21 protein-coding genes and 2 pseudogenes are annotated in these 26655 nt (G+C 65.1%); 11 read left to right on the top strand and 12 right to left on the bottom strand.

What is annotated here, in order from left to right; genetic code table 11:
* Positions 1-113: 113 nt before the first annotated feature.
* The 8 genes from FJ418_RS19240 (at position 114) to FJ418_RS19205 (ending at position 9245) form a co-directional block, all read left to right on the top strand.
* On the top strand, positions 114-1013 hold the full coding sequence (locus FJ418_RS19240; protein ID WP_140868243.1) for a MurR/RpiR family transcriptional regulator: 900 nt from the start codon (positions 114-116) through the stop codon (positions 1011-1013).
* 172 nt (positions 1014-1185) lie between these two features.
* On the top strand, positions 1186-1968 hold the full coding sequence (locus FJ418_RS19235) for an SDR family oxidoreductase (protein WP_140868240.1): 783 nt from the start codon (positions 1186-1188) through the stop codon (positions 1966-1968).
* The gene (locus tag FJ418_RS19230) at positions 1965-3500 is read left to right on the top strand and encodes a mannitol dehydrogenase family protein (protein ID WP_246683114.1); all 1536 of its coding nucleotides are present in this window, start codon (positions 1965-1967) and stop codon (positions 3498-3500) included. Before FJ418_RS19235 ends, FJ418_RS19230 begins: the two co-directional genes overlap by 4 nt.
* 19 nt (positions 3501-3519) lie before the next feature.
* Positions 3520-4431 carry a sugar phosphate isomerase/epimerase gene (locus tag FJ418_RS19225; RefSeq protein ID WP_140868234.1) on the top strand — a complete coding sequence of 304 codons (912 nt, stop codon included), beginning with the start codon at positions 3520-3522 and terminating at the stop codon, positions 4429-4431.
* A gap of 72 nt (positions 4432-4503) precedes the next feature.
* The gene (locus tag FJ418_RS19220; protein WP_140642493.1) at positions 4504-5538 is read left to right on the top strand and encodes an ABC transporter substrate-binding protein; all 1035 of its coding nucleotides are present in this window, start codon (positions 4504-4506) and stop codon (positions 5536-5538) included.
* Positions 5539-5737: 199 nt separating this feature from the next.
* Positions 5738-7279: a sugar ABC transporter ATP-binding protein gene (locus tag FJ418_RS19215; protein WP_140868231.1), complete on the top strand. Its 1542-nt coding sequence runs from the start codon at positions 5738-5740 to the stop codon at positions 7277-7279.
* Positions 7276-8262: an ABC transporter permease gene (locus FJ418_RS19210; RefSeq protein WP_140868228.1), complete on the top strand. Its 987-nt coding sequence runs from the start codon at positions 7276-7278 to the stop codon at positions 8260-8262. Before FJ418_RS19215 ends, FJ418_RS19210 begins: the two co-directional genes overlap by 4 nt.
* Positions 8259-9245, top strand: a complete 987-nt coding sequence (locus tag FJ418_RS19205) for an ABC transporter permease (RefSeq protein WP_140868226.1) — start codon at positions 8259-8261, stop codon at positions 9243-9245. Before FJ418_RS19210 ends, FJ418_RS19205 begins: the two co-directional genes overlap by 4 nt.
* 31 nt (positions 9246-9276) lie before the next feature.
* On the opposite strand, the gene FJ418_RS19200 is transcribed toward FJ418_RS19205, so the two are convergent.
* The 9 genes from FJ418_RS19200 to FJ418_RS19160 form a co-directional block, all read right to left on the bottom strand.
* Entirely contained in the window at positions 9277-11946 is a 2670-nt protein-coding gene (locus FJ418_RS19200; RefSeq protein ID WP_140868223.1) for a nitrate reductase, read from the bottom strand.
* 3 nt (positions 11947-11949) lie between these two features.
* Complete coding sequence (gene nirD / locus FJ418_RS19195; RefSeq protein ID WP_140868450.1) at positions 11950-12279, bottom strand: nitrite reductase small subunit NirD; 330 nt, start codon at positions 12277-12279, stop codon at positions 11950-11952.
* A gap of 5 nt (positions 12280-12284) precedes the next feature.
* Positions 12285-14735 carry a nitrite reductase large subunit NirB gene (gene nirB, locus FJ418_RS19190; protein ID WP_140868220.1) on the bottom strand — a complete coding sequence of 817 codons (2451 nt, stop codon included), beginning with the start codon at positions 14733-14735 and terminating at the stop codon, positions 12285-12287.
* Positions 14736-14752: 17 nt separating this feature from the next.
* Positions 14753-16054, bottom strand: a complete 1302-nt coding sequence (locus FJ418_RS19185; protein ID WP_140868217.1) for a nitrate/nitrite transporter — start codon at positions 16052-16054, stop codon at positions 14753-14755.
* A gap of 52 nt (positions 16055-16106) precedes the next feature.
* Entirely contained in the window at positions 16107-16277 is a 171-nt protein-coding gene (locus tag FJ418_RS19180) for a twin-arginine translocation signal domain-containing protein (RefSeq protein ID WP_140868214.1), read from the bottom strand.
* Between the two features lie 359 nt (positions 16278-16636).
* A complete protein-coding gene (locus FJ418_RS19175) occupies positions 16637-17863 on the bottom strand; it encodes a CmpA/NrtA family ABC transporter substrate-binding protein (protein ID WP_181167000.1) in 1227 nt (408 codons plus the stop codon).
* 2 nt (positions 17864-17865) lie between these two features.
* Entirely contained in the window at positions 17866-18468 is a 603-nt protein-coding gene (locus FJ418_RS19170; RefSeq protein ID WP_140868207.1) for an ANTAR domain-containing response regulator, read from the bottom strand.
* A gap of 474 nt (positions 18469-18942) precedes the next feature.
* Entirely contained in the window at positions 18943-19995 is a 1053-nt protein-coding gene (locus tag FJ418_RS31980) for a DUF5666 domain-containing protein (RefSeq protein WP_181166997.1), read from the bottom strand.
* Between the two features lie 32 nt (positions 19996-20027).
* On the bottom strand, positions 20028-20888 hold the full coding sequence (locus tag FJ418_RS19160) for a DUF6502 family protein (RefSeq protein WP_181166996.1): 861 nt from the start codon (positions 20886-20888) through the stop codon (positions 20028-20030).
* 351 nt (positions 20889-21239) lie between these two features.
* Between FJ418_RS19160 and FJ418_RS19155 the strand changes: the two genes are divergently transcribed.
* The 3 genes and pseudogenes from FJ418_RS19155 to FJ418_RS31975 all read left to right on the top strand — a co-directional run bounded on the left by FJ418_RS19155 (position 21240) and on the right by FJ418_RS31975 (position 22118).
* On the top strand, positions 21240-21692 hold the full coding sequence (locus tag FJ418_RS19155; protein ID WP_140859188.1) for a MucR family transcriptional regulator: 453 nt from the start codon (positions 21240-21242) through the stop codon (positions 21690-21692).
* Positions 21693-21727: 35 nt separating this feature from the next.
* A pseudogene (locus FJ418_RS32415) lies at positions 21728-21931 on the top strand (cyclic nucleotide-binding domain-containing protein); the annotation flags it as partial.
* Between the two features lie 37 nt (positions 21932-21968).
* Entirely contained in the window at positions 21969-22118 is a 150-nt protein-coding gene (locus tag FJ418_RS31975) for a hypothetical protein (protein ID WP_181166995.1), read from the top strand.
* A gap of 31 nt (positions 22119-22149) precedes the next feature.
* On the opposite strand, the gene FJ418_RS19145 is transcribed toward FJ418_RS31975, so the two are convergent.
* The 3 genes and pseudogenes from FJ418_RS19145 to FJ418_RS19135 all read right to left on the bottom strand — a co-directional run.
* Positions 22150-23481: an HlyD family type I secretion periplasmic adaptor subunit gene (locus FJ418_RS19145; protein WP_140642521.1), complete on the bottom strand. Its 1332-nt coding sequence runs from the start codon at positions 23479-23481 to the stop codon at positions 22150-22152.
* Positions 23478-25201 (bottom strand): annotated as a pseudogene (locus tag FJ418_RS19140) (type I secretion system permease/ATPase). Before FJ418_RS19140 ends, FJ418_RS19145 begins: the two are co-directional and overlap by 4 nt.
* Positions 25202-25234: 33 nt before the next feature.
* Positions 25235-26655: VCBS domain-containing protein (locus FJ418_RS19135; protein WP_181166994.1), on the bottom strand; the 1421-nt coding region annotated here is incomplete at its 5' end.

Here is a 26655-nt window from a genome sequence, read left to right as displayed (position 1 = left end):
GCTGGATCAGGACGACGGTTCAACGAAACGTCGTCCTGATCCAGCGGACCGCATCCGGAGGGCAGGGATCGGATGACGCATCCGATGGTTGGGGTCACGATGAGGCATATCCTATGAGCGGCCGCGGCAAGGCGACCGACGAGCCGTCCGCCCATAGCCTGGAGACGGCGGCGAGAAAGCGGAGCCGGTCGCTGGCGGCACTTGGCTACACCAAGCCGCAAACCTATGAAGAGCTGAGGGCGGTGCTCTCGTCGGGCACCGTGCATTTTCCGAAACGGCTTCGCCAGGTCGCGATCTTCCTCTGGCAGCATCCGAGCGACGTGGCTCTGGGCACGATCGCGCAAGTGGCGGACCAGGCCGGCGTGCAGCCCTCGACCCTGGTGCGCTTCGCGCAGATCTTCGGCTATTCCGGCTTTTCCGATTTCCAGCTCCTGTTCAAGGACCGCATGAAAGGCTCCTGGCCGGATACGCAAGGCAGCCCGGACAAGGCCGAGGAGCCGAATGCAAACCTGCATTTCCTCAATGGCATGGTCGGTGCCTGCCAGGCCTCGCTCGGCCGCATCGGCAATAATTTCGATATCGCCGCTTTCGAGACGATGGTCGACCATCTGGCGGCGGCCGAGCTGATCTATGTGATCGGCAGCAAGCGCGCCTTCCCGGTCACCACCTATTTGTCGCTGACGCTCTCGCAGCAGGGCGTGCGCAACGTGCTGGTCGACAATGTCGGCTCAACCGCCTTGGACCAGGTCGGCTGCATCACGCCGCGCGACGCGGTGCTCGCTGTCTCCTTCAGCCCCTACAATTCGATCACGCCCGACCTCGTCGCCGTCGCGCATGAGCGCAAGGCGCGCATCGTCGCCATCACCGACAGCACCTTTTCGCCGCTGGTAAAACTCTCCGACACCTGGCTGGAAGTGGTCGAGCAGGATTTCGGCGGCTTCCGTTCGCTCGCCGCCTCGCTCGCGGTCGGCATGGCCTTGGTCCACGGCGTCGTCGCGCAACGGACAGGTTGACAAGAGCAATTCCAGGAAAAGCGTGAGCGGTTTTCCGTCCGGAATTGCGAAAGACAAGGAGATAGAGCGGTTCACCGGTTCCATGAAAACGGCGAACCGCTCTAGCACGATTGACTAAAGAGAACCATCGTTCCATATTTGAAAAAATGGAAACTTTGTTCCGGGAGGAGGAATGGAGGTTCGTCTCGACGGCAAGGTGGTGCTGGTCACCGGCGCGACGCAAGGCATCGGCCGGGCGATCGCCGAGATCGCCGCGCGTTCCGGCGCCGCCGGACTGCTGATCACTGGCCGTGACCAGGAACGTGGCGACGCTGCCGCGGCAGAGCTCTCGGCCATGGGCACCGCTACCGCCTTCGCTTCCGCCGACCTCGGTGATCCGCAAACCCCGGCGCGGCTGGCGCAGGCCTGCATCGAACGCTTCGGCCGCATCGACGGCCTGGTCAATGCCGCCGGGCTGACCGATCGCGCCTCTTTCGTCGACGCCACGCTCGACGATTGGTCATCGCTGTTTGCCGTCAACGCCCGAGCACCCTTCTTCCTGATGCAGGCGGCGATCGCCGACATGAAGAAGCGCGGACAGGGCGGCTCGATCGTCAACATCCTGTCGATCAACGCGCATTGCGGCTCGCCGGAGCTTGCCGTCTATTCCGCCACCAAGGGCGCGCTGGCGACGCTGACCAAGAACGCCGCCAACGCCCATCGCTTCGACCGCATCCGCGTCAACGGCATCAATGTCGGCTGGACCGACACGCCGGCCGAGCGCGTCATGCAAGCCGAGACGCTCGGCCAGGGGCCGGGCTGGCTAGACGCGGCCAATGCGACGCAGCCCTTCGGCCGGCTGTTCGCCGTGACCGATATAGCCAACCTTGCCGTCTTCCTGCTTTCCGATGCTGCCGGCCCGATGACCGGCGCGCTGATCGACCAGGAGCAATGGGTGATCGGAGCCAATCGTTGAGCGCGTCATCGCCCGACAACCTCGGCCCTGCCCTGCTCGATCGCTTGCCGTCCGAGGTCCGCAAGCCGGCTTACAATCGCGCTACGCTGAAGCCCGGGATCGCCCATATCGGTGTCGGCGCCTTCCACCGCTGCCATCAGGCCGAATACACCGACGACCTGCTGGCGAAGGATTTCGACCGCTGGGGACTGGTCGGCATCAATATCCGATCTCCGCTGCTGGCCGATACGCTGGGGCGTCAGGACGGCCTCTACACGCGGCTGATCCGTCAGAACGACGAGGTCGAAGCGCGCATCATCGGCAGCATCGTTAGCGTCGTCGACAGCCAGGAAAGTGCGGCGCCGGCGTTGGACGTGCTCGCCTCGCCCGACATCGAGATGGTCACCATGACGGTGACCGAGAAAGGCTATTGCCACATTCCGTCGAGCGGCGCGCTCGACCCCGACCATCCCGACATCGCGCACGATCTCGCCAATCCCGAGACGCCGGGCAGCGTGCCAGGCATCCTGGCAAGGGCGCTGGAGCTGCGCATGGCCACGCATGGCCGGCCGGTGACGCTGCTGTCCTGCGACAACATCCCCACCAACGGCATTATCCTCGGCAATGTCGTGCGCGCATTCGCCGAGCGGCGCGGCAGGAGGCTGGCGGACTGGATCGAGGCCAATGTCGCCTTCCCCTCGGCCATGGTCGATCGCATCGCGCCGGCGACGACCGAAGCCGATATCGACACCGTCGAGAAGCGCTTCGGCTACCGCGACGGCGCCGTGGTGGTGGGCGAGCGCTTCCGCCAATGGGTGATCGAGAACCGCTTCGCCGGCCGCGTCCCGCGCTGGGACCGCGTCGGCGCGACCTTCGTCGACGATGTCACACCGTTCGAGCATCTCAAGATGCGCGTCCTGAACGGCGCCCAGACGACGCTCAGCTATCTCGGCGTTTTGGGCGGCTTCGAGCACACGTTCGAGACCATCGCCGACCCGCTTCTGGCGAATTTCGTCCGCCGCATGCTGACCGAGGAAGCATTGCCGACGCTGATGCCCGTGCCCGGCATAGCGCCCACTGCCTACGTTGAGCAGAGCTTTTCGCGCCTCGCCAACACGGCGATCCGCCATCGCAACCACCAGATCGCCACCGACGGCTCGCAGAAGATCGTGCAGCGCCTGCTCAACCCGATCCGCGACCGCCTGGCGAAGGGCGAGAGCATTGCGCTCCTCTCGGTGCCGGTCGCCGGCTGGATGGCCTATCTGGTCAAGGCATCCGCGCGTTTCGGCCGCGCCTGGCAGGTTTCCGACCCCTTTGCCGAGAAAATTGCGGCGATCGCCGACCGCATCGGTGCGGACAGCGGCGCGCTTGTCGATTCGATCCTTGCCATCGACGCTATTTTCGACCCGTCCTTGGCCGCCAACGCCACATTCCGGGCGCATGTCGTCGCCGGGCTCGACGGCTTGCTTTCAGGCGATCCGATGGGCTTTGTCGGACAAGTCCGCGCTGGGCCAACCGATGCGCGGTTGAAGCAGCCGGCGCGATCTGCATAGTTAGCAACTGGGAGGGAACATGAAGCTTGGACTGCTGACAGCACCGTTTCCGGATACGCCACTCGGCGAAGTTGCCGACTGGGCGCGCTCTGTCGGCTTCGAGGCGCTGGAAATCGCCTGCTGGCCGAAGACGTCCGGCGCCAGCCGCCGCTACGCTGGCACCAGCCATATCGACGTGGACGTCTCGGCCGCGCAGGCCAAGGACATAGCCGCCGAGCTTGCCGGCAAGGGCCTGGCCATCTCGGGCCTCGGCTTCTACCCCAATCCGCTCCATCCCGACCGGGCGCATCGCGAAGCGGTGATCGATCATCTGAAGAAAGTGATCGTGCTGGCGAGCCGCATGGGGGTCCCGCTCGTCAACACCTTCTGCGGCGGCGACGCTTCGAAGACTATCGACACCAACTGGGAGGATGCGCGGAAAATCTGGCCGTCGATCATCTCCCACGCCCGCGAGCACGGTGTAAAACTCGCCTTCGAGAACTGCCCGATGATCTTCAGCTATGACGAATGGCCGGGCGGGCACAACATCGCCTACTCGCCCTATGTCTGGCGCCGCATCCTCGAAGCCTGGGGCGGCGACGTCGGCATGAACTTCGACCCCTCGCATCTCGTCTGGCAGATGATCGACAAGGAGCGCTTCATCCGCGAGTTCGGCAAGAGCATGCTGCATGTGCACGCCAAGGATCTGATGATTGATCATGATGGTTTGTACGAGCGCGGAATCCTTTCGGCTGGCATAGGCTGGCAGGTGCCGCGCATGCCGGGGCTTGGGGACATCGACTGGAGCAGGATTTTTTCGGGCCTCTACCGGGCCGGATATGACGGGCCGGTCATCATCGAGCATGAGGACCGGCGCTTCGAGGGGACGGATGAAAAGGTCAAGCGCGGCTTCCTGCTTGCCCGCGACGTGCTGCGCCCCTTCATCAAATGACGAAAAGCTCGGCTCCGACCGCGTCGGAGCCCTGGAACTGAACTGAAAAGATCAATGTGGAGGAGTACTGAAATGAAAAGACATCTGACCGTGGCCTCGCTCCTTGCCGGCGCCGCCTTGCTTGCCTCGGTGGGCGTTTCGGCCGCCGCCGGCAAGTATACGATCGGCATTTCCAACACCGTGCAGGGCAATGGCTGGCGCGAGGAAATGATCTGCGCGATGAAGGCGCAGGCGCTCGCATCCGGCGAAGTGACGAAGCTCAACATCGCCCACCGCAACACCGACGCCGCCGGCCAGCTCGAGGACATCCGCAACCTGATCAGCGCCAAGGTCGACGCCATCGTCGTCAACCCGGCCGATCCGGCCGGCATCAAGGCCGGCCTCGAGGAAGCCACCAAGGCCGGCATCGTCGTCGTCGCCGTCGACCAGGCGGTGACCGAGCCGTCCGCCTACATCATCTCCAACAACCAGGAACAATATGCCTATCTCGGCGCCAAGTGGCTGTTCCAGCAGATGGGCGGCAAGGGCGAGGTGTTCTACATGCGCGGCGCCGCCGGCGCTTCGGCCGACTCAGATCGCGACAAAGGCTTTAAGAAGGCGCTCGCCGAATTCCCCGACGTGAAGGTCGCGCAGGAAGTCTTCACCGGCTGGCAGCAGGACCAGGCCAAGCAGCAGATCCTGTCCTTCCTCGCCACCGGCACCCCGATCAATGGCATCTGGACCTCTGGCATCGACAACGTGATTGTCGACGCGCTGGTCGAACAGCAGGCGCCGATGGTGCCCGTGGTCGGCGCCGACAATGCCGGCTTCGTCGGCCAGCTCAGCTCGGTCAAGGGCCTGGTCGGTGCTGCGGTCACCAATCCCGGCTCGATCGGCGGCGCCGGCGTGACGCTCGCCTTGCAGATCCTCGACGGCAAGAAGCCGGCGCAGCAGACCGTGCTGGTCGAGCCGCAGCTCTGGGAAAACGCCACCGACGAAGGCAAGGCCAAGCTGAAGAGCGTCGTCGATCCCTCGCTCAGCCCCGAATGGCCGGTCTCGATCTCGATCCCGGACTGGACGACCTACACCAAGGAGCAGATCGTAGCCTGCAAGGGCCCGGGCGAATAAGCGCCTGATCCGGACGCAAGCGCGAGGACGCTGGACCAAGGTCTGGCGTCCTTGCCATTTGATTTGGCACGCATAATTTGAGCCTTCGAGCAATTCCAGGAAAAGTGTGAGCGGTTTCCGTCCGGAATTGCGTAAAACAAAAGGATAGAGCGGTTCGCCGTTTCCATGAAACGGTGGAACACTCTGAATCGAGAAAGCTTTGACCACCAACCTCCTCGACGCCACAGGCGTAGCGAAGAACTACGGCGCGGTTGCCGCGCTGCGCAACGCCTCGCTTTCCGTATTGCCGGGCGAGGTGCATGCGCTGATGGGCGCCAACGGCGCCGGCAAGTCGACCCTGGTGAAGATCCTGACCGGCGCGATCAAGGCGGACGCCGGGCGCATCCTGATCCGCGGCCAGCAGCTCGATGTCCGCTCGCCCGCCGACGCCCGCCGCGCCGGGCTGCTGCCGGTCTACCAGGAACCGGCGCTGATCCCCGATCTCGATGTCTTGTCCAATCTGCGGCTGACCGGCACGCCGGTCGAGCCGTTCCGCGCCTGGGTGCGCGAGCTCGGCATTCCCGACCTCGATATCCGCGAAACGGCGCGTCATATCCCCTTGGCCATCCTGCGCGTGCTCGACCTGGCGCGCGCGCTTGCCGTCGAACCCGACGTGCTTCTGCTCGACGAGATGACCGCGGCTCTGCCCGCGAACCTTGCCGAGAAGGTGCTGGAAGTCGTGCGCCGCCAGGGCGATGCCGGCCGCTCCGTCATCTTCATCTCGCACCGTTTCGTCGAGATCTCCGCGCTCTGCGACCGCGCCACCGTGCTGCGCGACGGCTCCACGGTCGGTGTCGTCGACATCGAGCCGGGCGTCGAGGAAAGAATAGTCGAGATGATGCTCGGCACCCGCATCGAGAAGACACGCGTCACCGCGCGCGCGGCAAATGATGTGGCGGTTGCCGGCGGCCGCCGCCCGCGATTGTCGGTCCGCAACCTGCAGCTCGGCACCAAGCTCAACGACGTCTCCTTCGATCTCGCCAATGGCGAGGTCGCCGGCGTGTTTGCGCTCGAGGGCCAGGGCCAGGACGAGCTCTTCGCAGCGCTTGCCGGCTCGATCCGTCCGACCGGCGGCACCATCGACGTCGACGGCGCGCCGGTGAAATTCTCGCATCCGAGCGACGCCATCCAGGCCGGCATCGCCTATGTGCCGGGCGACCGCGCCGAGGCCTTGGCCATGCAGCGCTCGGTGCGCGAGAACATCGCGCTGCCCTTCAGCGCGGCGTTGCGCAAATGGGGCCCGATCCGCATGCGCCGCGAGCAGGTGGTGGTTTCCAGCGCCATCGCCAGATTGCAGATCGACACCCGCGCCCAGGGCGAGGTGCAGCGCCTTTCCGGCGGCAACCAGCAGAAGGTGACCATCGCCCGCTGGATCGCGGCCAACGCCCGCACCATCCTTTGCTTCGACCCGACGCGCGGCATCGATGTCGGCACCAAGCAGGAAATCTACAAGCTGCTGCGCGAGCTCGCCGGCCAGGGCAAGTCGGTGCTGTTCTACACATCCGAAATGGAAGAGGTGCAGCGTGTCTGCGACCGCGTCATCATCATCTTCGGCGGCCGCGTCGTCGACACTTTCCCGGTCGAGCAAGCCGATGAACCGGCATTGATGCGCGCAGCCTACGGGCTGCCGCGCGGCGCCAAGGCGGATGTCGGCATCCTTGCCGAGGTCAAACCCGGTTCCAGCGCGGAGGCCGCGTCATGAGCCGCTTTCTCCGCAACCAGGGTTGGGTCGCGGGTCTGTTCGCCCTGCTGATCTTTCTCTTCGTCGTCACCAAGCTGATCCAGCCGGGCTATGGCAGCGGCGACTTCGGTTCGCTGGCGCGCGCGGTTCTGCCTTATGCCTTTGCCGTCGCGGCCCAGACCGTCGTCGTCATCGCCGGCGGCATCGACCTGTCGGTCGCCGCCATGATGGCGCTGACCAGCGTCACCGCCGCCTCGATGATGAACGGCGCCAGCGAGGAATATGCCTTGTTCGTCGTGCCCTTCGTGCTGGCCATGGGGCTGGTGCTTGGCGCGCTGAACGGCCTCCTCATCGTCGTCACCCGGGTGCCCGACATCGTTGTCACCCTGGCCATGCTGTTCGTGCTCCAGGGCGCGGCGCTGCTTGTGCTGGGCGCCCCCGGCGGCGCCGCCGCCGAATGGCTGAAGGCAAGCGTTATCGGCACCGTGCCGATCCCCGGCCTGCCGGATTGGGCTGACGCCTGGGTGCCGAAAGCGCTGGTGCTGCTCGTCGTCTGCCTCTGCATCGTGTGGATTCCGCTCAGGCGCTCACGCCTCGGCCTCTCCATCTACGCCATCGGCAGCAACGAGCTCGCCGCCTTCCGCAGCGGCGTGCCGGTGGCGCGCACCAGGATCATCGCCTACGCGCTGTCCGGCCTGTGCGCAGCGCTTGGCGGCCTGTCGCTCACCGTCAGCACCGGCATCGGCGCGCCCATCCCCGGGCCCTATCTGCTGGCCAGCGTCGCCGCGGTGGTGCTGGGCGGCGTCGCGCTCGGCGGCGGCAAGGGCGGCCTGCTCGGGCCGATCATCGCCGTCTTCGTGCTGAGGCTGGTGCGCACCGACCTGACGCTTCTGGCCATCGATCCGAACGTCACCGCGATCATCGAGGGCGCGATCATGGTCGCGGTCGTCATGTTCGGCGCCTTCATCACCATGCGGAGCCGCCCGGCAGGAGCAACGCCATGACCGACATCGCGACCATGCCCCAGCCGGTCTCGTTCGGTCGCCGGATCAAGCGCTTCATGGCGGACCGGCCACTTATCCCGCTGATCATCCTTTTGATCATCCTCGTGGCGATCCTGCAGGTGCTGCGCCCCGGTATCGTCAACGAGCGCTGGCTCGCCAACACGGCGAAATTCGCCATCCCGCTGGCGATCCTCGCCGGCTGCCAGACCATGACAATGCTGACCGGCGGCATCGACCTTTCCGTCGGCACGGTGGCGACGATGAGCGCCTTCATCATGGCGACGCAGATCGTGAACCAGGATCCGGCGGTGGCGTTCCTGCTGGCCATGCTGCCCGCCGTGCTGATCGGCCTCGTCAACGGCATCGGCGTCGGCGTGTTCCGGGTGCATCCTCTGATCATGACGCTCGGCACCAGCCTGATCGGCACCGGCTTCCTGCAGGTCTACCAGCGAACAGTGATCGCCTCCGGCGCCAAGATTCCGGATTTCCTCAGCTGGCTGGGCACCGGCGTCACCTACGGCTTTCCCAACGCGCTTCTGCTGTTCGTGCCGGTGGCGGTGCTGATCGTCTTCATGCTGAACCGCACCGGCTTCGGTCGCCTGCTCTACGCCGTCGGCGACAATGAGCGCGCCGCGCGTCTGTCGGGCGTCCGCTACTGGCAGGTGATCACCGCGCTCTACGTCCTCTCCAGCCTACTCGCCGGCATCACCGGCCTGCTCTATATCGGCCTGATCAAGGCGCCCTCGCTGTCGCTCGCCGAACCGCTGGTGCTGCCATCGGTAGCCGCCGCCGTCATTGGCGGCACCTCGATCTTCGGCGGTCGCGGCGGCTACACCGGCACCATCATCGGCGCGCTGATCCTGACCGTGCTGACGACGCTGCTCACCATCCTGCAAATGCCCGAAGGCGGCCGCCGCATCCTGTTCGGCTTCATCGTGCTGTTCGTGACGGCGGCGTATCTGCGGATCGTCGAGGACCGATAGAACCAAGCGACGTGGCCGTGACAGGCACGGCTCACTCCGCCGCCTGTACATGGCGGGCATTGATGATCGCCCTGATCTCCGAGCGGCATGAGCCGCAATTGGTACCGGCGCGCAGTGTCGAGCCGATTGCTTCCAGACTGTCGCATCCGGCGGCGACGGCCGACGCAAGCTGGTTGGCGCCGATATGGAAGCACGCGCACACGACCCGCCCGATGGCAGGCATGGGCACCGGCGAGCGTCCCGACAAAAGCGCATGGCGATCGGTCGCCGACAGTGGCTGGCGCGCTGCGAGCAGCGACACCAGCCAGTCACGTGCCGGCAACTGATCCGGGGCGGCGACCAGCAAGGCTTCGGCCATGGCGCCGCCATCGTCAATGGCCGCCGCGCGATAGGCGAGGCCGCGCCGGTCGGTGTATTCCAGAAGCTGGTCTCGCCGTTGGACGCCGAGCAGCTTGCGCGCCAGGAGAATGCCCTGATCCGGCGGCTCCGTTCCGGTCAGCTCGTAGACCCAACCGCCCTCGACCGCCTGTCGGCTCCAATGGACGAAACCTGTCGGCCTGAGATCGCGGCGTGTAATGAGCACGCCGGCCCAGCCGGTGTTCTCACGCACGATCCTGACCGGAACATGTTTGAGTTCAGGTTGGCCGGAATGCGGATCGGTAACCGGTGAGGACAGCAGACCGGCCGCGGCCTTCGCCGCGAAATGGCCACTCCAATGCATGGGCATGAAGGCCTGGCCGCGTCGCTGTGCTTCCGACACCCGCACCCGTGCACGGACGAAGCCGAAGCGGGTCGAAAGATGGGCGAGGTCGCCGTCCTTGAGACGGTGCGCGGCCGCATCCGCCGGATGGATGTCGACCGCGGGCTCCGGCGCGTTCGCCATCAAACGCGGCACGGTCCCGGTGCGCGTCATGGTGTGCCACTGGTCGCGCAGCCGGCCGGTGTTCAGGGCCAGCGGATAATCGGCATCGACGGTGAAGGCCGTCGCCTCCTGCCGCACCGGCACGAATCGCGCACGGCCGTCGGGCGTCGGGAAACGGCCGTCGCTGAACAATCGCATCTGCTGCTCGCCTCGCTCCGGTGCGGGCCAGTGACGCGGCGCGAAGGCGGCATAGTCCGTGTCGCTGAGGTCAGCCATGCCGCCGAGATCGAACAGGCGCTCGCCGCTGTTCTCGAAGGCGGACAGCGCCGCGTGCTCGCGGAAGATGTCGGCCGGCGCCTGGTAGGCGAAGGCATCGCCAAAGCCCATGCGGGCGGCGACATCACAGATGATGCGCCAGTCGGCTCTCGCCTCGCCCGGCGGCGGCAGGAACGACCGCTGACGCGAGAGGCGCCGCTCCGAATTGGTGACCGTGCCGTCCTTCTCGCCCCAGGCGGCGGCCGGCAGCAGCACGTCGGCATGGCGCGTGGTGTCGGTGCGGGTCACATCCGAGACAGCGACGAAATCGCATTTGGACAAGGCGGCGCGCACGCGCGACGCATCCGGCATGCTGACGGCCGGATTGGTGCCCATCACCCACAGCGCCTTGATGCGGCCGTCGGCGACCGCCTGGAACATGTCCACCGCCTTCAGGCCGCCGCGCCGCGCGACGCTTGGCGCCTTCCAGAAGCGCGAGACCCGGTCGACGTTGGCCTCGTCCGCGAAGTCCATATGCGCGGCGAGCTGGTTGGCCAGGCCGCCTACCTCGCGGCCGCCCATGGCGTTCGGCTGACCGGTGACCGAGAACGGCCCCATGCCGGGTCGCCCGATGCGGCCGGTGGCGAGATGGCAGTTGATGATGGCGTTGACCTTGTCGGTCCCATGCGCCGACTGATTGACGCCCTGGCTGTAGACGGTGACGGTCCGCTCTGTGGCGGCGAAGAGATCGTAGAAGGCCTGGATATCGGCGACTGCCAGCCCGCAACCTTTCGCGACGCGCGCGATCGACGGCGCATCGGCGCCGGCGAGCGAAGCTGCCGCATCGAAGCCTGATGTATGGTCGCGGATGAAATCGGTATCGGTCTTTCCGGCTTGCGCGAGATGCGCGAGCAGGCCGTTGAACAACAGCACGTCCGTGCCCGGATCGAGCGCCAGATGCAGGTCGCACTCGTCGGCCGTGGCAGTGCGGCGCGGATCGATGACGACGATCCTGGTTCCGCGTTCCCTTCGCGCCGCAAGCATGCGCTGATAGAGCACCGGGTGACACCATGCGGTGTTGGAGCCGGTGAGCACGATGAGATCGGCGCGCTCGAAATCCTCATAGACGCCGGGAACGATGTCCTCGCCGAAAGCGCGGCGATGGCCGGCGACGGACGACGCCATGCAGAGCCGCGAATTGGTGTCGATGTTGCCCGAGCCGATGAAGCCCTTCATCAGCTTGTTGGCGACGTAATAATCCTCGGTCAGTAGCTGGCCGGATACATAGAAGGCGACCGAGTCCGGTCCATGCTCGGCAATCGCCCGCGAGAATTTTCCGGCGACGAGATCGAGCGCTTCATCCCAATCGGTCTGCCTGCCGCGGATTTCAGGCCGGAGCAAACGGCCTTCGAGGCCAAGCGTCTCGCCAAGCGCAGCACCCTTCGAGCAAAGCTTGCCTAGATTGGCCGGATGATCGGGATCGCCGCGAACGGTCGTCGGGCCGTCCGCGGCGACCTCGGCCAGCACGCCGCAACCCACCCCGCAATAGGGACAGGTGGTCCTCACCTCGCGTGCTTCTTCCATGCCTCAGGCCGCTTTCGAGGCCAGCGCTTCGAGCGCGATGAACAACCGTTCGCCCTCGACCTTGACCGGTATAGTCCGGACCGAGCCTTCGTCGGCGCCGAGCGCCTTGCCGGTCTCCAGCGAGATCACCCAATTGTGCAGCGGGCAAGTCACCGCCGCGCCATGGACGATGCCCTGGCTGAGCGGTCCTCCCTTGTGCGGGCAATGGTCGTCGATGGCGAAGACCTGGTCGTCCGCCGTGCGGAAGATGGCAATCTTGCCTTGCGGTGTGACGACGCAACGCGCGCCGCGCGGTGGGATGTCGGCGATGGAGCCGATGGCGATCCAGTTCATATTGGTCACTCCGCCGCCTCCGCGAACCCGACCGACGCCATCGGCCGGAACTCGTGCTTGTCCTTGCCGGAGACGCGCTCCGACCACGGATCGACCTGCGCGAATTTCTGGCTGAAGACGAAGCGGTCGAAGAGCGTCCTGCGGCGCTCTGCATCGTCCAGGATCTGCTTCTTGATCTCGGCGGTGCCGACGCGTTTGGCCCATTTGTAGATGCGCTCCAGATAGCGGGCCTGCTCGCGATACATCTGGACAAGTGCCACGATCACCTCCAGCGCCTCGTCCTCGGTCTTGACCAGGCCGAGCACTTCGGTGCCCTTGATATCGAGGCCGGCGGCCCCGGCGAAATGGATCTCGTAGCCGGAGTCGACGCAGACCACGCCGACATCCTTGCAGGTCGCTTCCGCGCAGTTGCGCGGGCATCCCGACACCGCCATCTTCACCTTGGCCGGTGTCCACGAGCCCCACATGAATTTTTCGATGCGGATGCCGAGGCCGGTCGAATCCTGCGTGCCGAAACGGCACCAGTCGGAACCGACACAGGTCTTCACGGTGCGCAGGCCCTTGGCGTAGGCATGGCCGGAGACGAAGCCGGCCTTGCCGAGATCGGCCCACACCGCCGGCAGGTCCTCCTTGCGGATGCCCAGCATGTCGATGCGCTGGCCGCCGGTGACCTTGACCATCGGGATGTCGAACTTGTCGACCACGTCGGCGATGGCGCGCAATTCGCCGGCGCTGGTGACGCCGCCCCACATGCGCGGCACCACCGAATAGGTGCCGTCCTTCTGGATGTTGGCGTGCACGCGCTCGTTGATGAAGCGCGACTGGTAGTCGTCGGCATATTGGTCAGGCCAGTCGCAGACGAGATAGTAGTTCAGCGCCGGCCGGCACTTTGCGCAGCCGCAGGAGGTCTTCCATTCGAGCTCCTGCATGACGGCGGGGATCGTCTTCAGGCCTTTCGCCTTGATCAGCCGCCGCACATCGTCATGGCCAAGGCTGGTGCAGCCGCACATGGGCTGCACCGCCGCCGGATTGTAGGCTTCGCCCAGCGTGAGCTTCAGCAATTGCTCGACGAGACCCGTGCACGAGCCGCACGAGGCCGAGGCCTTGGTGTGGGCGCGCACGTCGTCGAGACCGGTCAGCCCCTTGCCGGTGATCGCGCCGGTGATCTTTCCCTTGCAGACGCCGTTGCAGCCGCAGATTTCCGCATCATCCGCCAGTGCCGCAACGGCCGCCAAAGGGTCCGAGGAAACGCCTCCCTGGAACGCCTGGCCGAAGATCAGCGTGTCGCGCATCTCCGAAATGTCGGTCGCCTTCTTCTTGAGGTAGTTGAACCAGGCGCCGTCGCCCGTCTCGCCGAACAGCACCGTGCCGATGATGCGGTTGTCCTGCAGCACGACGCGCTTGTAGATGCCGGCGGATGCGTCGCGCAGGATGATCTCCTCGCGATCCTCGCCGTCGGCGAAGTCGCCCAGCGAATAGAGGTCGATGCCGGTGACCTTGAGCTTGGTCGGCGTGTCGGAGTGGACGAAGCGCCTGTCCTCGCCATCCGCCAGCCCGGCGGCCGCGACGCGGGCCATCTCGTAGAGCGGCGCGACCAGCCCGTAGACATGGCCGCCGACCTCGGCGCATTCGCCGAGCGCCATGATCGCCGGATCGGAAGTCCGCATGCGGTCGTCGACGACGATGCCGCGATTGACCTCCAGCCCGGCCTCCTTGGCGAGCGTGGTGCTGGGCCGGATGCCGACCGCCATCACAACCAGCGTTGCCGGGATGACCGTGCCATCCATCAGTTCGACGCCCTCGACCTTGCCGTTGCCGACGATGGCCTTGGTGTTGGCCTTGGTCATGACCTTGATGCCGCGCGCCTCGACGGCCTTCTGCAGCAGGTAGCCGGCGGCCGGATCGAGCTGGCGCTCCATCAGCGTCGGCATGACGTGCAGCACGGTGACGTCCATGCCGCGTTCTTTAAGCCCCGCCGCGGCTTCGAGCCCAAGCAGGCCGCCGCCGATGACGACCGCCTTGGCGCGCGATTGCGCGGCGAGCAGCATGGCATTGACGTCGTCGAGGTCGCGATAGCTGAGCACGCCCGGCAATTCCTTGCCGGGCACCGGAATGATGAAGGGCACCGAGCCGGTAGCGATGATCAGCCGGTCATAGCTTTCCGTCACGCCGTGGTCCGAGGTGACGGTCTTGGCCTCACGGTCGATGGCGACAATCTTGTGGCCCTTGTAGAGCGTGATGCCGTGCTTGATGTACCAGCCGTCGCCATGGATGACGATCTCCTCGAACGCCTTCTCGCCCGACAGCACCGGCGACAGCATGATGCGGTCGTAGTTCACGCGCGGCTCGGCGTTGAAGATGGTGACGGCGTAACGGTCCGGCGCTGCCTCCAGCAGGTGCTCCAGCATCCTGCCTGGCGCCATGCCGTTGCCGATGATGACGAGTTTTTCGCTCATGTCCGGTCTGCTCCGATCTATTCGGCGGCGTAGGAAAGGGACGATGTCTTGACGGCGGCCGCGCGCTCCATCCGACGGATGGTGACGTGCATCCAGAGCAGGCAAGAGCTGACGATCAGGAACAGGAGCATGAAGCAGCTCGACCAGACGCCGGTGAGGTCGTTCAGGGTGCCGAAAGCGATCGGCAGGATGAAACCGCCGAGCCCGCCGATCATGCCGACCACGCCGCCGACCGCGCCGACGCTCTGCGGATAATAGGCCGGGATGTGCTTGTAGACGGCGGCCTTGCCGAGGCTCATGAAGAAGCCGAGCACGGAAGCGACGGCGATGAAGGCGAGCGGGCCGATCTCGAAGTGGAAGGGGATCGGCCCGCTGATGCCGCGCACGACATAGTCTGCCGAGGGGAGAGACAGAACGAGCGTCGCGACGGCACAAACGCTGAAGGTCCAGTAGAGCACGGTGCGGGCGCCGATGCGGTCGGAAAGCACGCCGCCATAGGCGCGGAAGATGCTGGCGGGGATCGAATAGGCGGCGCCGATCATGCCGGCGGTGGCGATGCCGAAGCCGTAGACGCCGATCAGGTAACGCGGCAGCCAGAGCGACAGCGCCACGAACGCGCCGAAGGAAAAGAAATAGTAGAAGGCCAAGCGCCAGACCCGCAGGTTCTTCAGCGGCGCGAATTCCTGCCAGAAGCTTCTTGCCGGCGCCGCCGTACCGGCGCGGCGCTCGCGGATGACCGGATCGTCGTCGGTCGTGAACCAGAAGACGATGGCCATGACGACCAGCGCCGCCGCCCAGATCAGCGCCACCGACTGCCAGCCCCAGGACAAGAGCACGAACGGCGCCAGGAACTTGGTGACCGCGGCGCCGACATTGCCGACACCGAAGATGCCGAGCGCCGTGCCTTGTTTTCCGGCTGAAAAGAAGCGCGAGACATAGGCGACGCCGACGGCGAAGGAGCCGCCCGCGAGCCCGACGCCGAGCGCGGCCAGCAGCATCTGCCCGTAGGTGTGCGCGAAAGCGAGCAGGAAGGTCGCGACCGCGGCCGCGAGCATGGTCGCTGTGTAGACCAGGCGGCCGCCATAGCGGTCGGTCCAGACGCCGAGCACCATGCGCACGAGCGAGCCCGTCAGGATCGGCGTGCCGACCAGCAGGCCGAACTCGGTCTCGTTGAGCCCAAGCTCCTGCTTGATGCGAACGCCGATGATGGAAAAGATCGTCCACACCGCGAAGCAGACGGTGAAGGCGATGGTGGACATGGTAAGCGCCTGCCGGGAAGCACTGTCCTGGCTGGGCGCGGCTGGGAGATTTGCGGTCATGGCTAGCTCCAGTTTGCAGCGAGGAAGGCGCCGCGTGTGGTGTTGATCATGGTCAGCGCGACGGGGCTTGCGCGGTCACTTGCGGACCGTTGCCTTCGGCTTCGTGGCTGGCGGGAAACAAGAGCAGCGCGGCGATGAACAGCACCGCCGTCAGCGCGCTGCTCGCCAGGAAATCGCGGCGGGTGAAATCCTTGAGGGATGTCGTTCCGATCCATCTCGTCATCGTCGTCTCCCGTTGGGCGCTGCTTGGGGCCAGCGCCGTCGATTGCGTGTCGGCCAAAACAAAAAAGCTGCCGTCCAGGCCCTCTTGCGTCCGTACATCCGGGATCGCGTGGTGACCTGAGCGGCAGCTTTGCCTGTGGCGCCCGCCAGTGGACGCCTGTTCCGTTGCCCGCGAGGGGCTCGGCTATTTCAAAGCACGAACCGTGCCAGTTTTACGCGGAAGCTGAATTCTGTGGAAAATCAAAGCGGTATGAATGCCAGCCGGCGACCATGCCAGACATGTTCGCGGTCAAACATTGATCAATGGCGCGACAACAGCGCATAAATTTTGTGCAACGCACAAGAATGGCGCGCAAATAATCAAGCTCGCTTCTGGCCGTCAATATAGGCGTCGATTCGGTCCGGATCGAAGATCTGGCCGTCGAAGAATCCATCGGGGCCAAGGATCAGACTGGCCCCCGCCGAGCCGACCGGCGTCGCGACCTTCAATGCGCCCTCGACCTTGGCATTGGCGCCGGGCAGCGCGACGCCAAGCGGCTTGAGCGCCGATCGATAGAGGTCGGGCCGGTAGCAGTCGCGGGCGATGGCCAGGTTCTGTGGCGTGTGCGGCAACTGCCCCCAGCGCACCATCTGCGTGTAGAACCACAGCGCATGGCTCTTCCAGGGAAAATTGGCCGCCTTGTCGAAAGGCAGGAAGAAATCCTCGACGCGCCGTTCCGCGCCGCCGCCGAGTTGAAGGCGTCCGGTGAGCGCCGGCATCTGGATCGTCTCCGGCTGCCCGAGGAAGGCTGGCCTTGCCATCAGCGCGGCCAGTTCGCCGCGGTTCGCCGGATCCTGGCACCAGCGGGCGGAATGATGCAGCGCCCTGAGCAGGGCGGCTAGCGCCTCCGGGTTTTCCTCAGCCCAAGCCCTGCGGGCACCGATGACCTTTTCCGGGCTGTTGCGCCACAGCAGCGCCTTGACGGTGACGATGTGGCCGGTGCCCGCCGCGACGGCGGCGCTGTTCCAGGGCTCGCCGACGCAATAGCCGTCGATGCGGCCGGCGGCCAATGCGTCGGCCATGAAGGGCGGCGGCACGATGACGATCTCGATGTCCCGGTCGGGATCGATACCGCAGGCGGCAAGCCAGTAGCGCAATTCGTAGTTATGCCCGGAATGCGGATGCACGACGGCGAAACGCAGCGGCTCGCGAACAGCGCCCATCCGCTCGCGGATCAGCGCGCCGAGCGCCGCCCCGGCGCGGGCGGGATCGAGGTCAGGCGCCGCGCCATGCGCCGCCATGCCTTCCCACACGGCGTTGGAAACGGTGACGCAATTGCCGCCGAGGCCGAGCGAGAACGGTACGATGGTTTCGGAGGCAAGCGGCGTGAGGCCAAGGCTGCAGGCGAGCGGCATCGGCCCCAGCATATGCGCGACATCGAAATGGCCGATGGCGATGCGGTCGCGGATGTTGGCCCAGGAAGTCTCGCGTTGCAGCTTGAGCTCGATGTCCTCGCGCGCGGCAAAGCCTATCTCGCCGGCTGCGACCAGGACGGCGCTGTCGAAAAGCGGCATGAAGCCGGCGGTGATCTGATGCGCTACCGACATGCTCATTCGCCCTCCAGAGGCCCCAGCAATCCCGCAGCCGTCACCAGGCTCTGGGCGATGTCGGCGATCTTGCGGTTCTGGTTCATCGCGGTCTTGCGCAGCAGCGCGTAGGCCGCCCCTTCGCTTAGGCCCCGCGACTTCATCAAGATCCCCTTGGCCCGGTCGATGACCTTGCGGTTCTCGAGCTCGCTGCGCGCCTCCTCGAGTTCGCGCGCCATGCGTGAGAAGGCGTTGAAGCGGCTGATCGCCATGTCGAGGATCGGCTTGATGCGTTCTTTTTTCAGCCCGTCGACCACATAGGCCGACACGCCGGCGTCGACGGCCGCCTCGATCGAAGCCTGATCCGAGCGGTCGACGAACATGGCGATCGGCCGCTTCACCGCGCGCGAAAGCTGGAACATGTTCTCCAGCATGTCGCGGTTGGGGTTTTCGAGGTCGATGACGATGACGTCCGGCTCGATCTCGGCGATGCGCCGGGCTATGCCGGCCACATCATGGATCACCGTCACATGCCGATGGCCGGCATCCCGCAATCCGGCCTCGATGATCGACGCACGGATGCGGTTCTCGTCGATAACAAGGATGGTCAACGAACCGGCGGACATGCGCCTATTGTGCAGGTAGGCCGGATTTGTGCAATGCGGTAGTCGGCGGGAGGGCCGCGGGCCGGGCCTTACCAGGGCAAGCAACCTGTGCATCGCCCTGGGCGAACATGAAATCGCCCGCCAGGGGGTGCGGCCAGCCAATGAATCGCTTGATACATGTGGGTAATTTTCCCACAAATATTTGGCCGTCGATCAAAGCCGCTTCGATCGCAGGCGCGGACTGAATTTCCACGGATCACCTGCCCCCCGCATGATCCGCGGAAGAGCAGCAGCCGTAACGAAAAGGCTCGGAACACCCACCCCGGTAAAAGAGCCCAGTGCGACTGCGCCGGCCGGCCTGTCCCTCGCAAGAGACAGGCCGGCCGGATCTATCGCCATCGCGAGACAGCGTGTTTTCGAGCAGCGGGGCAGCCGACACCGCGAAGCGTTCGGCCTTGCCGGCGGCAACAGCCTGCTAGATCCTCGTGCGGGACCTCAGGGAGCGCCTGGACCGCCCGGTCCACCGGGGCCGCTCGGCCCACCAGGCCCACCGGGCCCAACCGATTCGCCATTGGAGGCGCCCCCGGGAGCCTCTGGACCGCCTGGGCCTTTTGGCGGACCTGAACCAGGCGGCTGACCGGGCATGCCGGACGGGCCTTGCGGCCGCATGCCGGAATTCGCCTGGCGCGAGGCCGATACGATGTTGCCCGCCCGGTCGAACCCGACGGCAAGGAACGCGTGGACGACAGCTGTCGATTTCGAATCGTCGCCTTGGTCGTCGATCAAGACCCCCAGACCCGAAACCAGCCGAGCTCCCTGGCGCCGCAGGAAGGTCTCATACAGCACGTTCGCGGCATCGGCCTGTGGAACCGGAACCTCCGCCTCGATGCGCAACACCCTGTAGCCGCCGCTGGCCTTGGCCAGGAACAGTTCGACGCGGCGGTTCGCAAGCTGCAGCGACCTTGGGCCGAGGCTCAGTCGTCCCACCAGCAGTGAGCCCGACCTCACGACCGCCAGGCCGCGCACAAGGTAAGGCGTCCCGGACGGTCTGGTCTCTATCAAGCTTGCAACGATCTTCCCGCCCGGCCGCCGGATGCCTTGAACGGCCACGATATCCCCCTTCTTGACCGTCGGCATTCCCGCAACGCGGCTGGTGTCCACGCTCTGTCCCAGGACCAGAATCGAACCGCGACTTGCGCGTTCGACAGGCCCGACGACCTCGCTGGTGACGTGGATTTCACGCGTGAAGACGCGATCCGCATCCCGTGTCACGGCCACGCGGACAACATGTCCCACCTTGAGGCTGCCTGTGGTGGCTGCGACGCCGTCTATCCAGACGGGCACGTCCGGACCGTAGGCGACGCGCACATCGTTGACGAAGATGCTGCCGAAGCGCTGTATGGTTCCCACTATGCCGGTGCCGCCGATGCCGTGATCGCTCTCCGTTCCCGCCGTCCACCCGGTGCCGCCGATACCCCGGTCGCTCGACGTATCCGTCGCCCTTGCGATTGAACTGGGCAACGCCGCCGGAAAGGCGGCGCCGAGCATCAGAAAACTCCGCCTCGTCAACCTCCAATGCATCAAGCGTCTCCGCCGGCAGGCTTGGAGGATTCTTCGCCGGCAAACGATGCACCGTCGGAGGTGAGGATGTAGACGCCGCAATTCCAACGGCTTGTCCCGCCGGGATCGCTTTTCACCGCCTGGTTCGCATGCTTGTTGAGCTGGATAAGTGTCTCCATCGCGACCTTGCGGCTGTAGGCTTCGAGCGACCTGGCAAGGTCTTCCGAGAGCCCGTCATAGTGGACGGCCCGCTCGATGAAGGGCGGTTTGTCCGCCAGGATGTTCGCGACGGCGGCGGCGGCATGGTCCTGAAGGTTGCGGGCAAAGTAATAGAGTCTGACCTCGCCGTCGTCGCGCGGCGCCATAGCCGCCTCCATCAGGACGATGCGGTCCTCCTCGTCGATCTCCACCAGCTTTCGATCGAGCCAGTCGTCCAGAACCGCTCTCGGCCGCAAATCCCGCGTCACCGACTCCACGAGGCCCGCGAACGACGCCTCTCCGGCCTCGGCCATTCGCGGCAAGGGCAATGGCGCGCCCTTGGCATCGGTGAACAACCGATCCGCAAGCCAGCGCGCGACAATCGCGCTCGTCCTCGAAACGGATTCGGGTATCACCCTGACAGGGGCGCCGGCGCCTCGCAGACGGCTGACCTCCTTGCGATGGACACCCGTCAACAGGCTTACCCTGCTGTCCGTCTGCTGCTTGTCGGGCAGCGTGAATTCATGCTCCGCCACGTTGACGTAGATCTGCCGCAGCAGGTCGACGAAGGTGGGAAACGTCACCCCGCATTTGATCGCCAATCGCACCAACGGGCGAAGCACCCGGTTCAACGCGCTCTGGACGCCCGCAGCATCCAAATATTGTTCCGCCGATTTACTCATCGCCGTCCTTCACCCGTCAATCAACCACCTATGCCCCGAAAATTCCTGCCGAAAATAGCCCGTGGGAAATGCTTCCACAATAGATGGGCCTGCAATGCCGCCTGTCCCACCTCGCTATCCTCAATTCGCAAGGCGCGTTATGTCCAGTGGTCTCCCTTGGTTGACACGTGTGAAATTTTCCCACAATATTTATCGCGAGGCAGAACCTCACATCGATCGCCGCAAGGGTATGACCGGCAGAGGAGAGCATTGTTGAAAAGGCCTTATGTGAAGCCGGCCATAAACAAGGCCCTGGATGGATTCGACCGTCCAGCGGGCAGTGTCGACCGCATCGACCGTGCGCATCGCGGCATGGAGACCAACGGAAAGGACTTTTCAAGCTCCTCGGACGGCTTTGTCTCGCTCAACGAACGCCTAGATCCCACTGTCTCCCTGACCGCAAGCGTTGTATCCGCCTACATTGCGAACAATCCGCTGCCTGCGGCCGAGCTGCCCGACTTCATCGGCAAGATATACGCCTCGATCAAGCTGATCTCACTTGGGTCGCCCGATGTCCCGCCGGACGAGATAAAGGGCGTGGCCCGGGCGAAAAAAACCGTCACGCCGGAATTCATCATCTGCCTGGAAGACGGCAAGCGCTTCAAATCGCTCAAGCGGCATATCGAGACCCAATACGGCCTTACGCCAGACCAGTATCGAGCGAAGTGGAACCTGCCTTCGAACTACCCGATGGTAGCGCCAAATTATTCGGCAACGCGTTCGAAACTGGCCAAATCCATGGGCCTCGGCCGAAGGATGAAGTAAGGTCCGGGACGGCCGGCAGGTTTCAGGCGGACTGCGGCATATGCGGAGCGCTCAACGCCGAGGAGCTCCAGGTGCTCGCCAAATCGACGAAGCGGCACAAGGCCGAGGCCGGCAAGGAGCTGGTGGGCGATTCCAGGAGCGTCGAGCGTTTCTCGAATGTGCTTTCGGGCGTCGTGAAATTGACCAAGACGCTTTCCGACGGCCGCCAGCAGATCGTCAGACTGCAATTCGCTCCCGATCAATCTCGCCCGTGCCTGGCTGTCGACCAAGCCGCTCATGCTGCTCGACGAGCCCCACCTTGATGATACGCAGGAAGCGCGCATTCTCGAGCGGCTGCTCGACCGCTTCAGCGATCGGATCGTCGTCGTCTCAACCCATCGCGCGCCGCCGCTTCGCGGCGCCCGCACGATGGAGCTGCAGCCGTGAATGCCATGCCAACTGGAGGCAGGCGGCCTTTTCACTCCTCCTTGAAGGCGTGAGCGAAACTGTCGGCGACCGGCTGAAAGAGATATTCGAGCAGGGTTCGCTTGCCGGTGACAACGGAGACGTCCACCGGCATTCCCGGATATAGCTTCACTTGTGGGAGGTTCTTGAGCTCATCGGCACTCACCTCGACCGTCCCCCTGAAAAACGTCGCGCCGCTGCGCTCGTCGATCTCGGCGTCGGCCGAAACCCGGGTAAGGGCGCCCTTCACCGTGGGTGTGGTTCTCTGCTTGTAGGCGACGAGCCGCACCGTCGCCGGCAGACCGGGGCGAACGACATCGATATCCAGCGGCTGAATCTTGACGTCCAGCACCATCTTGTCCTGGTCGGGAACCAGATCGAGAATAATCCCGCCGGGGGGCACAACGCCGCCCGGCGTGAAATACCGAAGGTTCATTACCGCCCCATCTTCCGGCGCAACGACATCCCGGCGCGCCGCGCGCGCGTCGGTCTTCTGAAGCGCCTTTTCGAGCTCGGAGCGTTTGGTCTGGACGTCACGAAGGTCCTCGGCGGCCTTCTTGACATAGGAGAGCCGCCCATTGTCGATCTGCGCGTCCGCCTCGGCGATCTGCTGCCGCAGGCTTTCTATATTGCCACGGTTCGAGTCAGCCTCCCCCTGCGCGGCAATGACCTGCCGTTCGAGCTGGAGCACGCGGGACTTCACCCCATAGCCTTTCTTGAGAAGTGTGCGGGCGTCCGCCAGCTCTTCCCGCAGTGACGGCAACTGGATCTCGAAGGCCGCAACTCTCGCAGCGAGCGCCGACATCTGGGCATGGTATTGGGCGATCCGCTGCTGCCAGACCTCGACCTCCGACGCCTGAACCTTGGCCTGGTCCTGGAAGATGCGCTCCTGCCCGGCCATGGCCTCGGCGACGGTGGGGTCGCTTTGCCGCGCCGACAGGTCCGCAGAAAAAGGAATTGTCTTCAGGCCGTCGCGCTGCGCGATCAGGCGGGCTTCGCCGGCGAGCGCGGAATCGAGTTCGCCGCGCACGGCGTCGCGGTCGGATTCCGCGTCGAGCCCGTCGAGGCGGACCAGTATCTGACCCTGCTTGACCAAGTCTCCCTCCCGGACCAGGATTTCCCGGATGATGCCGCCTTCCAGGTGCTGTATGGTCTTGCGGTTGCTGTCGACCTTCACCACCCCGGACGCGACCGCCGCGCTCGTCAGCGGCGCGGTGGCTGCCCAGAGACCGAAGCCACCGAACAGCAGGCCGATGACGGTCAGGCCGCCGAAGACATGGGCGCTTACCGCCGGCCATGCGGGCGGTGGCGGCGGCATTTTCAGCGACAGCGCGGCTTCAGTCACGACCCGGTCCTTTCGGAGCTCACGACCCGGACCTGCGGCTGGGCGGACTGCTGCTCGGGGCGGCGCAGTTGCGCAAGCACGCCATCGCGCGGGCCGAACATTTGCGGCTGGCCATCGTTCAGCACCAGGACGCAATCGACGTTCACCATCAGGGACGGGCGGTGGGCGACGATCACCACGGTCGAACCTGCCTCCTTCATCGCGGCAATCGCCTGGTTCAGCGCTTCCTCGCCAACGGCATCGAGATTGGAGTTCGGCTCGTCCAGCACCACCAGCGCCGGACGGCGGTAGAGCGCCCTGGCAAGGCCAATGCGCTGGCGCTGCCCACCGGAGAGCACCGAACCCTGTTCGCCGATCTCGGTATCATAGCCGTTCGGGAGCCTGAGGATCATCTCATGCACGCCGGCCATCTGGGCGGCGGCCACGATCTCAGCCGGATCGCCTTGTTCCATGCGGGCGATGTTCTCGCGGATGGTGCCGGGAAAGAGTTCGACGTCCTGAGGAAGGTAGCCGACATAAGAGCCGAAGTCGGTTCGGTTCCAGGAAAACACGTCGACACCGTCGAGCCGAACCCGGCCTTCTGCGGCGACAGCATGCCGACGATCAGGCGGGCAAGCGTCGACTTGCCGGCCGCAGACGGGCCAATCACAGCAAGCACCTGGCCCGGCGGCACGGCGAAGGAGAGATTCCTGAGCGCGGGCTCCTTGGCGCCGGCTGGCGTGTAAGCGACAGCCTCGACCGAAAGCCGCCCCTGCGGACGCGGCAATTCCATCCCCGGGGGGCGCAGCGACGGAGCCTCGAACAGCCGGTCCAGGCGACGCCAGGCCTCGCGAGCGGCGGTCGTCTGTTTCCAGGTTGCGATAGCCTGCTCGACCGGCGCGAGCGCGCGCGACATGATGATCGAGGCCGCGATCATGGCGCCGGGCGAGACTTCATGGCGCAGCGACAGCCAGGCGCCGAGCCCCAGCACCGCGACCTGCAGGAACATCCGGAACGGCTTGGTGAAGGCATTGATCAGGCCGGCCCAGTCGCTGGCGGTCGTCTGCAGCGCGAGCACGGACGCATTGGCCGCGTCCCAACGCCGGGCGAGCACCCCGCCCATGCCCATCCCGTCGATGACTTCGGCATTGCGGAAACCGGCATCCGCCGCCTGGTAGGCGCGCGCGGAAGCGGCGTTGGCCTGTTTGAGCGTGTTGGCCGTCAGTGCGTTGTTGGCAAGGGCGAGGCCGAACAGGATGATAGCGCCGCCCAGCGCCAGAAGTCCGAGCAGGGGATGCAGCAGGAAGATGAAGCCGAGATAGAGCGGCATCCATGGCGCGTCGAACAGCGCCATGATGCCGCCGCCGCCAAGATAGCCGCGCAGCGTGGCGAGGTCGCGCAGCGCCTCGGTGCGGTAAGAGGAGCCGCGCAACGCGTTCTCAAGGCCGCGGCCCAGTACCTGCGGCGACAGCACGCGGTCGATCCAGGTGCCGAGCTGCACCAGCAGCCGCGAGCGGAAGAATTCGAGCGCGCCCATTGCAGCCAGCGCCGCCGTCGTAATCAGCGTCAGATAGACGAGCGTTTCCACGCTGCGTCCCGTCAGCACTCGATCATAGACCTGCAGCATGTAGATCGAGGTCGAGAGCACGAGCAGGTTGATGAAGAAGCTGAACCCCGCCACCGCGGCGAAACCGCCGCGGCAGCGGGAGAGGGCAAGCTTGAGCGCAGAATGATCCTGCATCATCTTATCTGCCACTTCATCGTCTTCCTGCGATCAGGCATGCAGATTGATGTCTGCGCTGCTCAGATTGGTCACCCCCAGGAGGTGGATTTCGATGACGTCCGCACCGTTTGTAATCGCCTCGGCTGACGTACCGACATTTGCGTAGACAATGGTGTTCGTTCCATCCGTCGTCCAACCGACGCTGTGCGCGGCAAGCGTTGTCGAAGCACCTAAGTTGGTCGGAGTGCCAGTCAGATTTAGTGTATCCAGGAAGTCGAGTTTGTCCGTCCCGTGGAGGAAGTCCTGGATCGTATCGAAGGCGGCATGAGTGGAATCGGCGACCGCCGTGTAGACGAAATGGTCGGCACCGTCGCCGCCGACCAACCAATCGGCGTTCGCCTTTCCAATAATCGTGTCGTTGCCCGCGCCACCGAAGATGTAGTCGACGGCAGAGGTTCCGGTGACGCTGTCCGTGCCAGCTCGACCGTCAGCGATAGTCGGATCGGTACTTACCAGTGTGATCGTGTTGTCGACACTGCTCCCGTTGGCGTTGCCGATCCAAACGGTGAACGACTGTGGAGCCGATGAAGCCGAATGATTATCAGTGGCGGTGACAGTAAGAGTGCCTGTTGCCGAGCTTCCTAGTCCGACGCTGGCGGTCAGCTCTCCGTTTGCTGCAACCGCGACTGTCCCGGTGCCACTCCAGGTGCCCGTAAACGAGACGCTATCGCCCGCATCGGGATCCACGGACAAGAAGTGGCCCAAATCGATAGGATTCCCGTCGGCGATCGGGGCCGAGCCCGGGACGAACACCGGCGCGCTCGGCGCATGGTTGGTCACGGGCTCATTGGCACCATTCACCGTGATGTCGATGACATGGTCCGTGCCATCGGCCGACAATACATGGATCTGGTCGTGCGGATGGTCGGCAGAGGTCAGGGCCTGGACATTGGCCGCGGCATTGTTGAGTGTGTAGACCCAGTTTCCACTGGCATCGATGGTCAGCGAGCCGTATGTGCCCGCGATCGGATTGATGCTGGTGTGCACCAGGAACGAGTTCTGGCCTGCGTCAGGGTCGTTGACGGTCAGAGCTCCGTTGACGGTCAGCACGGCATCCTCGGTCACGGAACCGCTGCTGTTGCCGGTGATCACCGCCGCGTCGTTGACGCCGTGGACGGTGAAGCTGACCTGCTTGGTGGTGCCGTCGAGGGCGGTGACGGTGAAGGTGTCGATCTTGGTGTCGTTCTCGCCCAGATACTGCACGGCCGCATTGGCCACCGAGTAGGTGTAGGAGCCGTTGGCGGCCAGCGTCAGGCTGCCCAGGTTGCCCGCATCGCCGCTGACCGTGGTCTGGAACGAGGACTGGTTCTGGTCGGCATCGCTGATCGAGATGGCGCCGCTCGCCGTCAGCGTCGGACTGGCGCTGTCCTCGGTCACATCGGCCACCGTCGGGGTGCCGATCACCGCCGCGT

It is taken from the genome of Mesorhizobium sp. B2-8-3 (genome assembly GCF_006440815.1).
GTDB lineage: Bacteria > Pseudomonadota > Alphaproteobacteria > Rhizobiales > Rhizobiaceae > Mesorhizobium.
The sequence above is the reverse complement of the archived record's forward strand: the minus strand, read 5'-3'. Positions and strand labels throughout refer to the sequence as shown.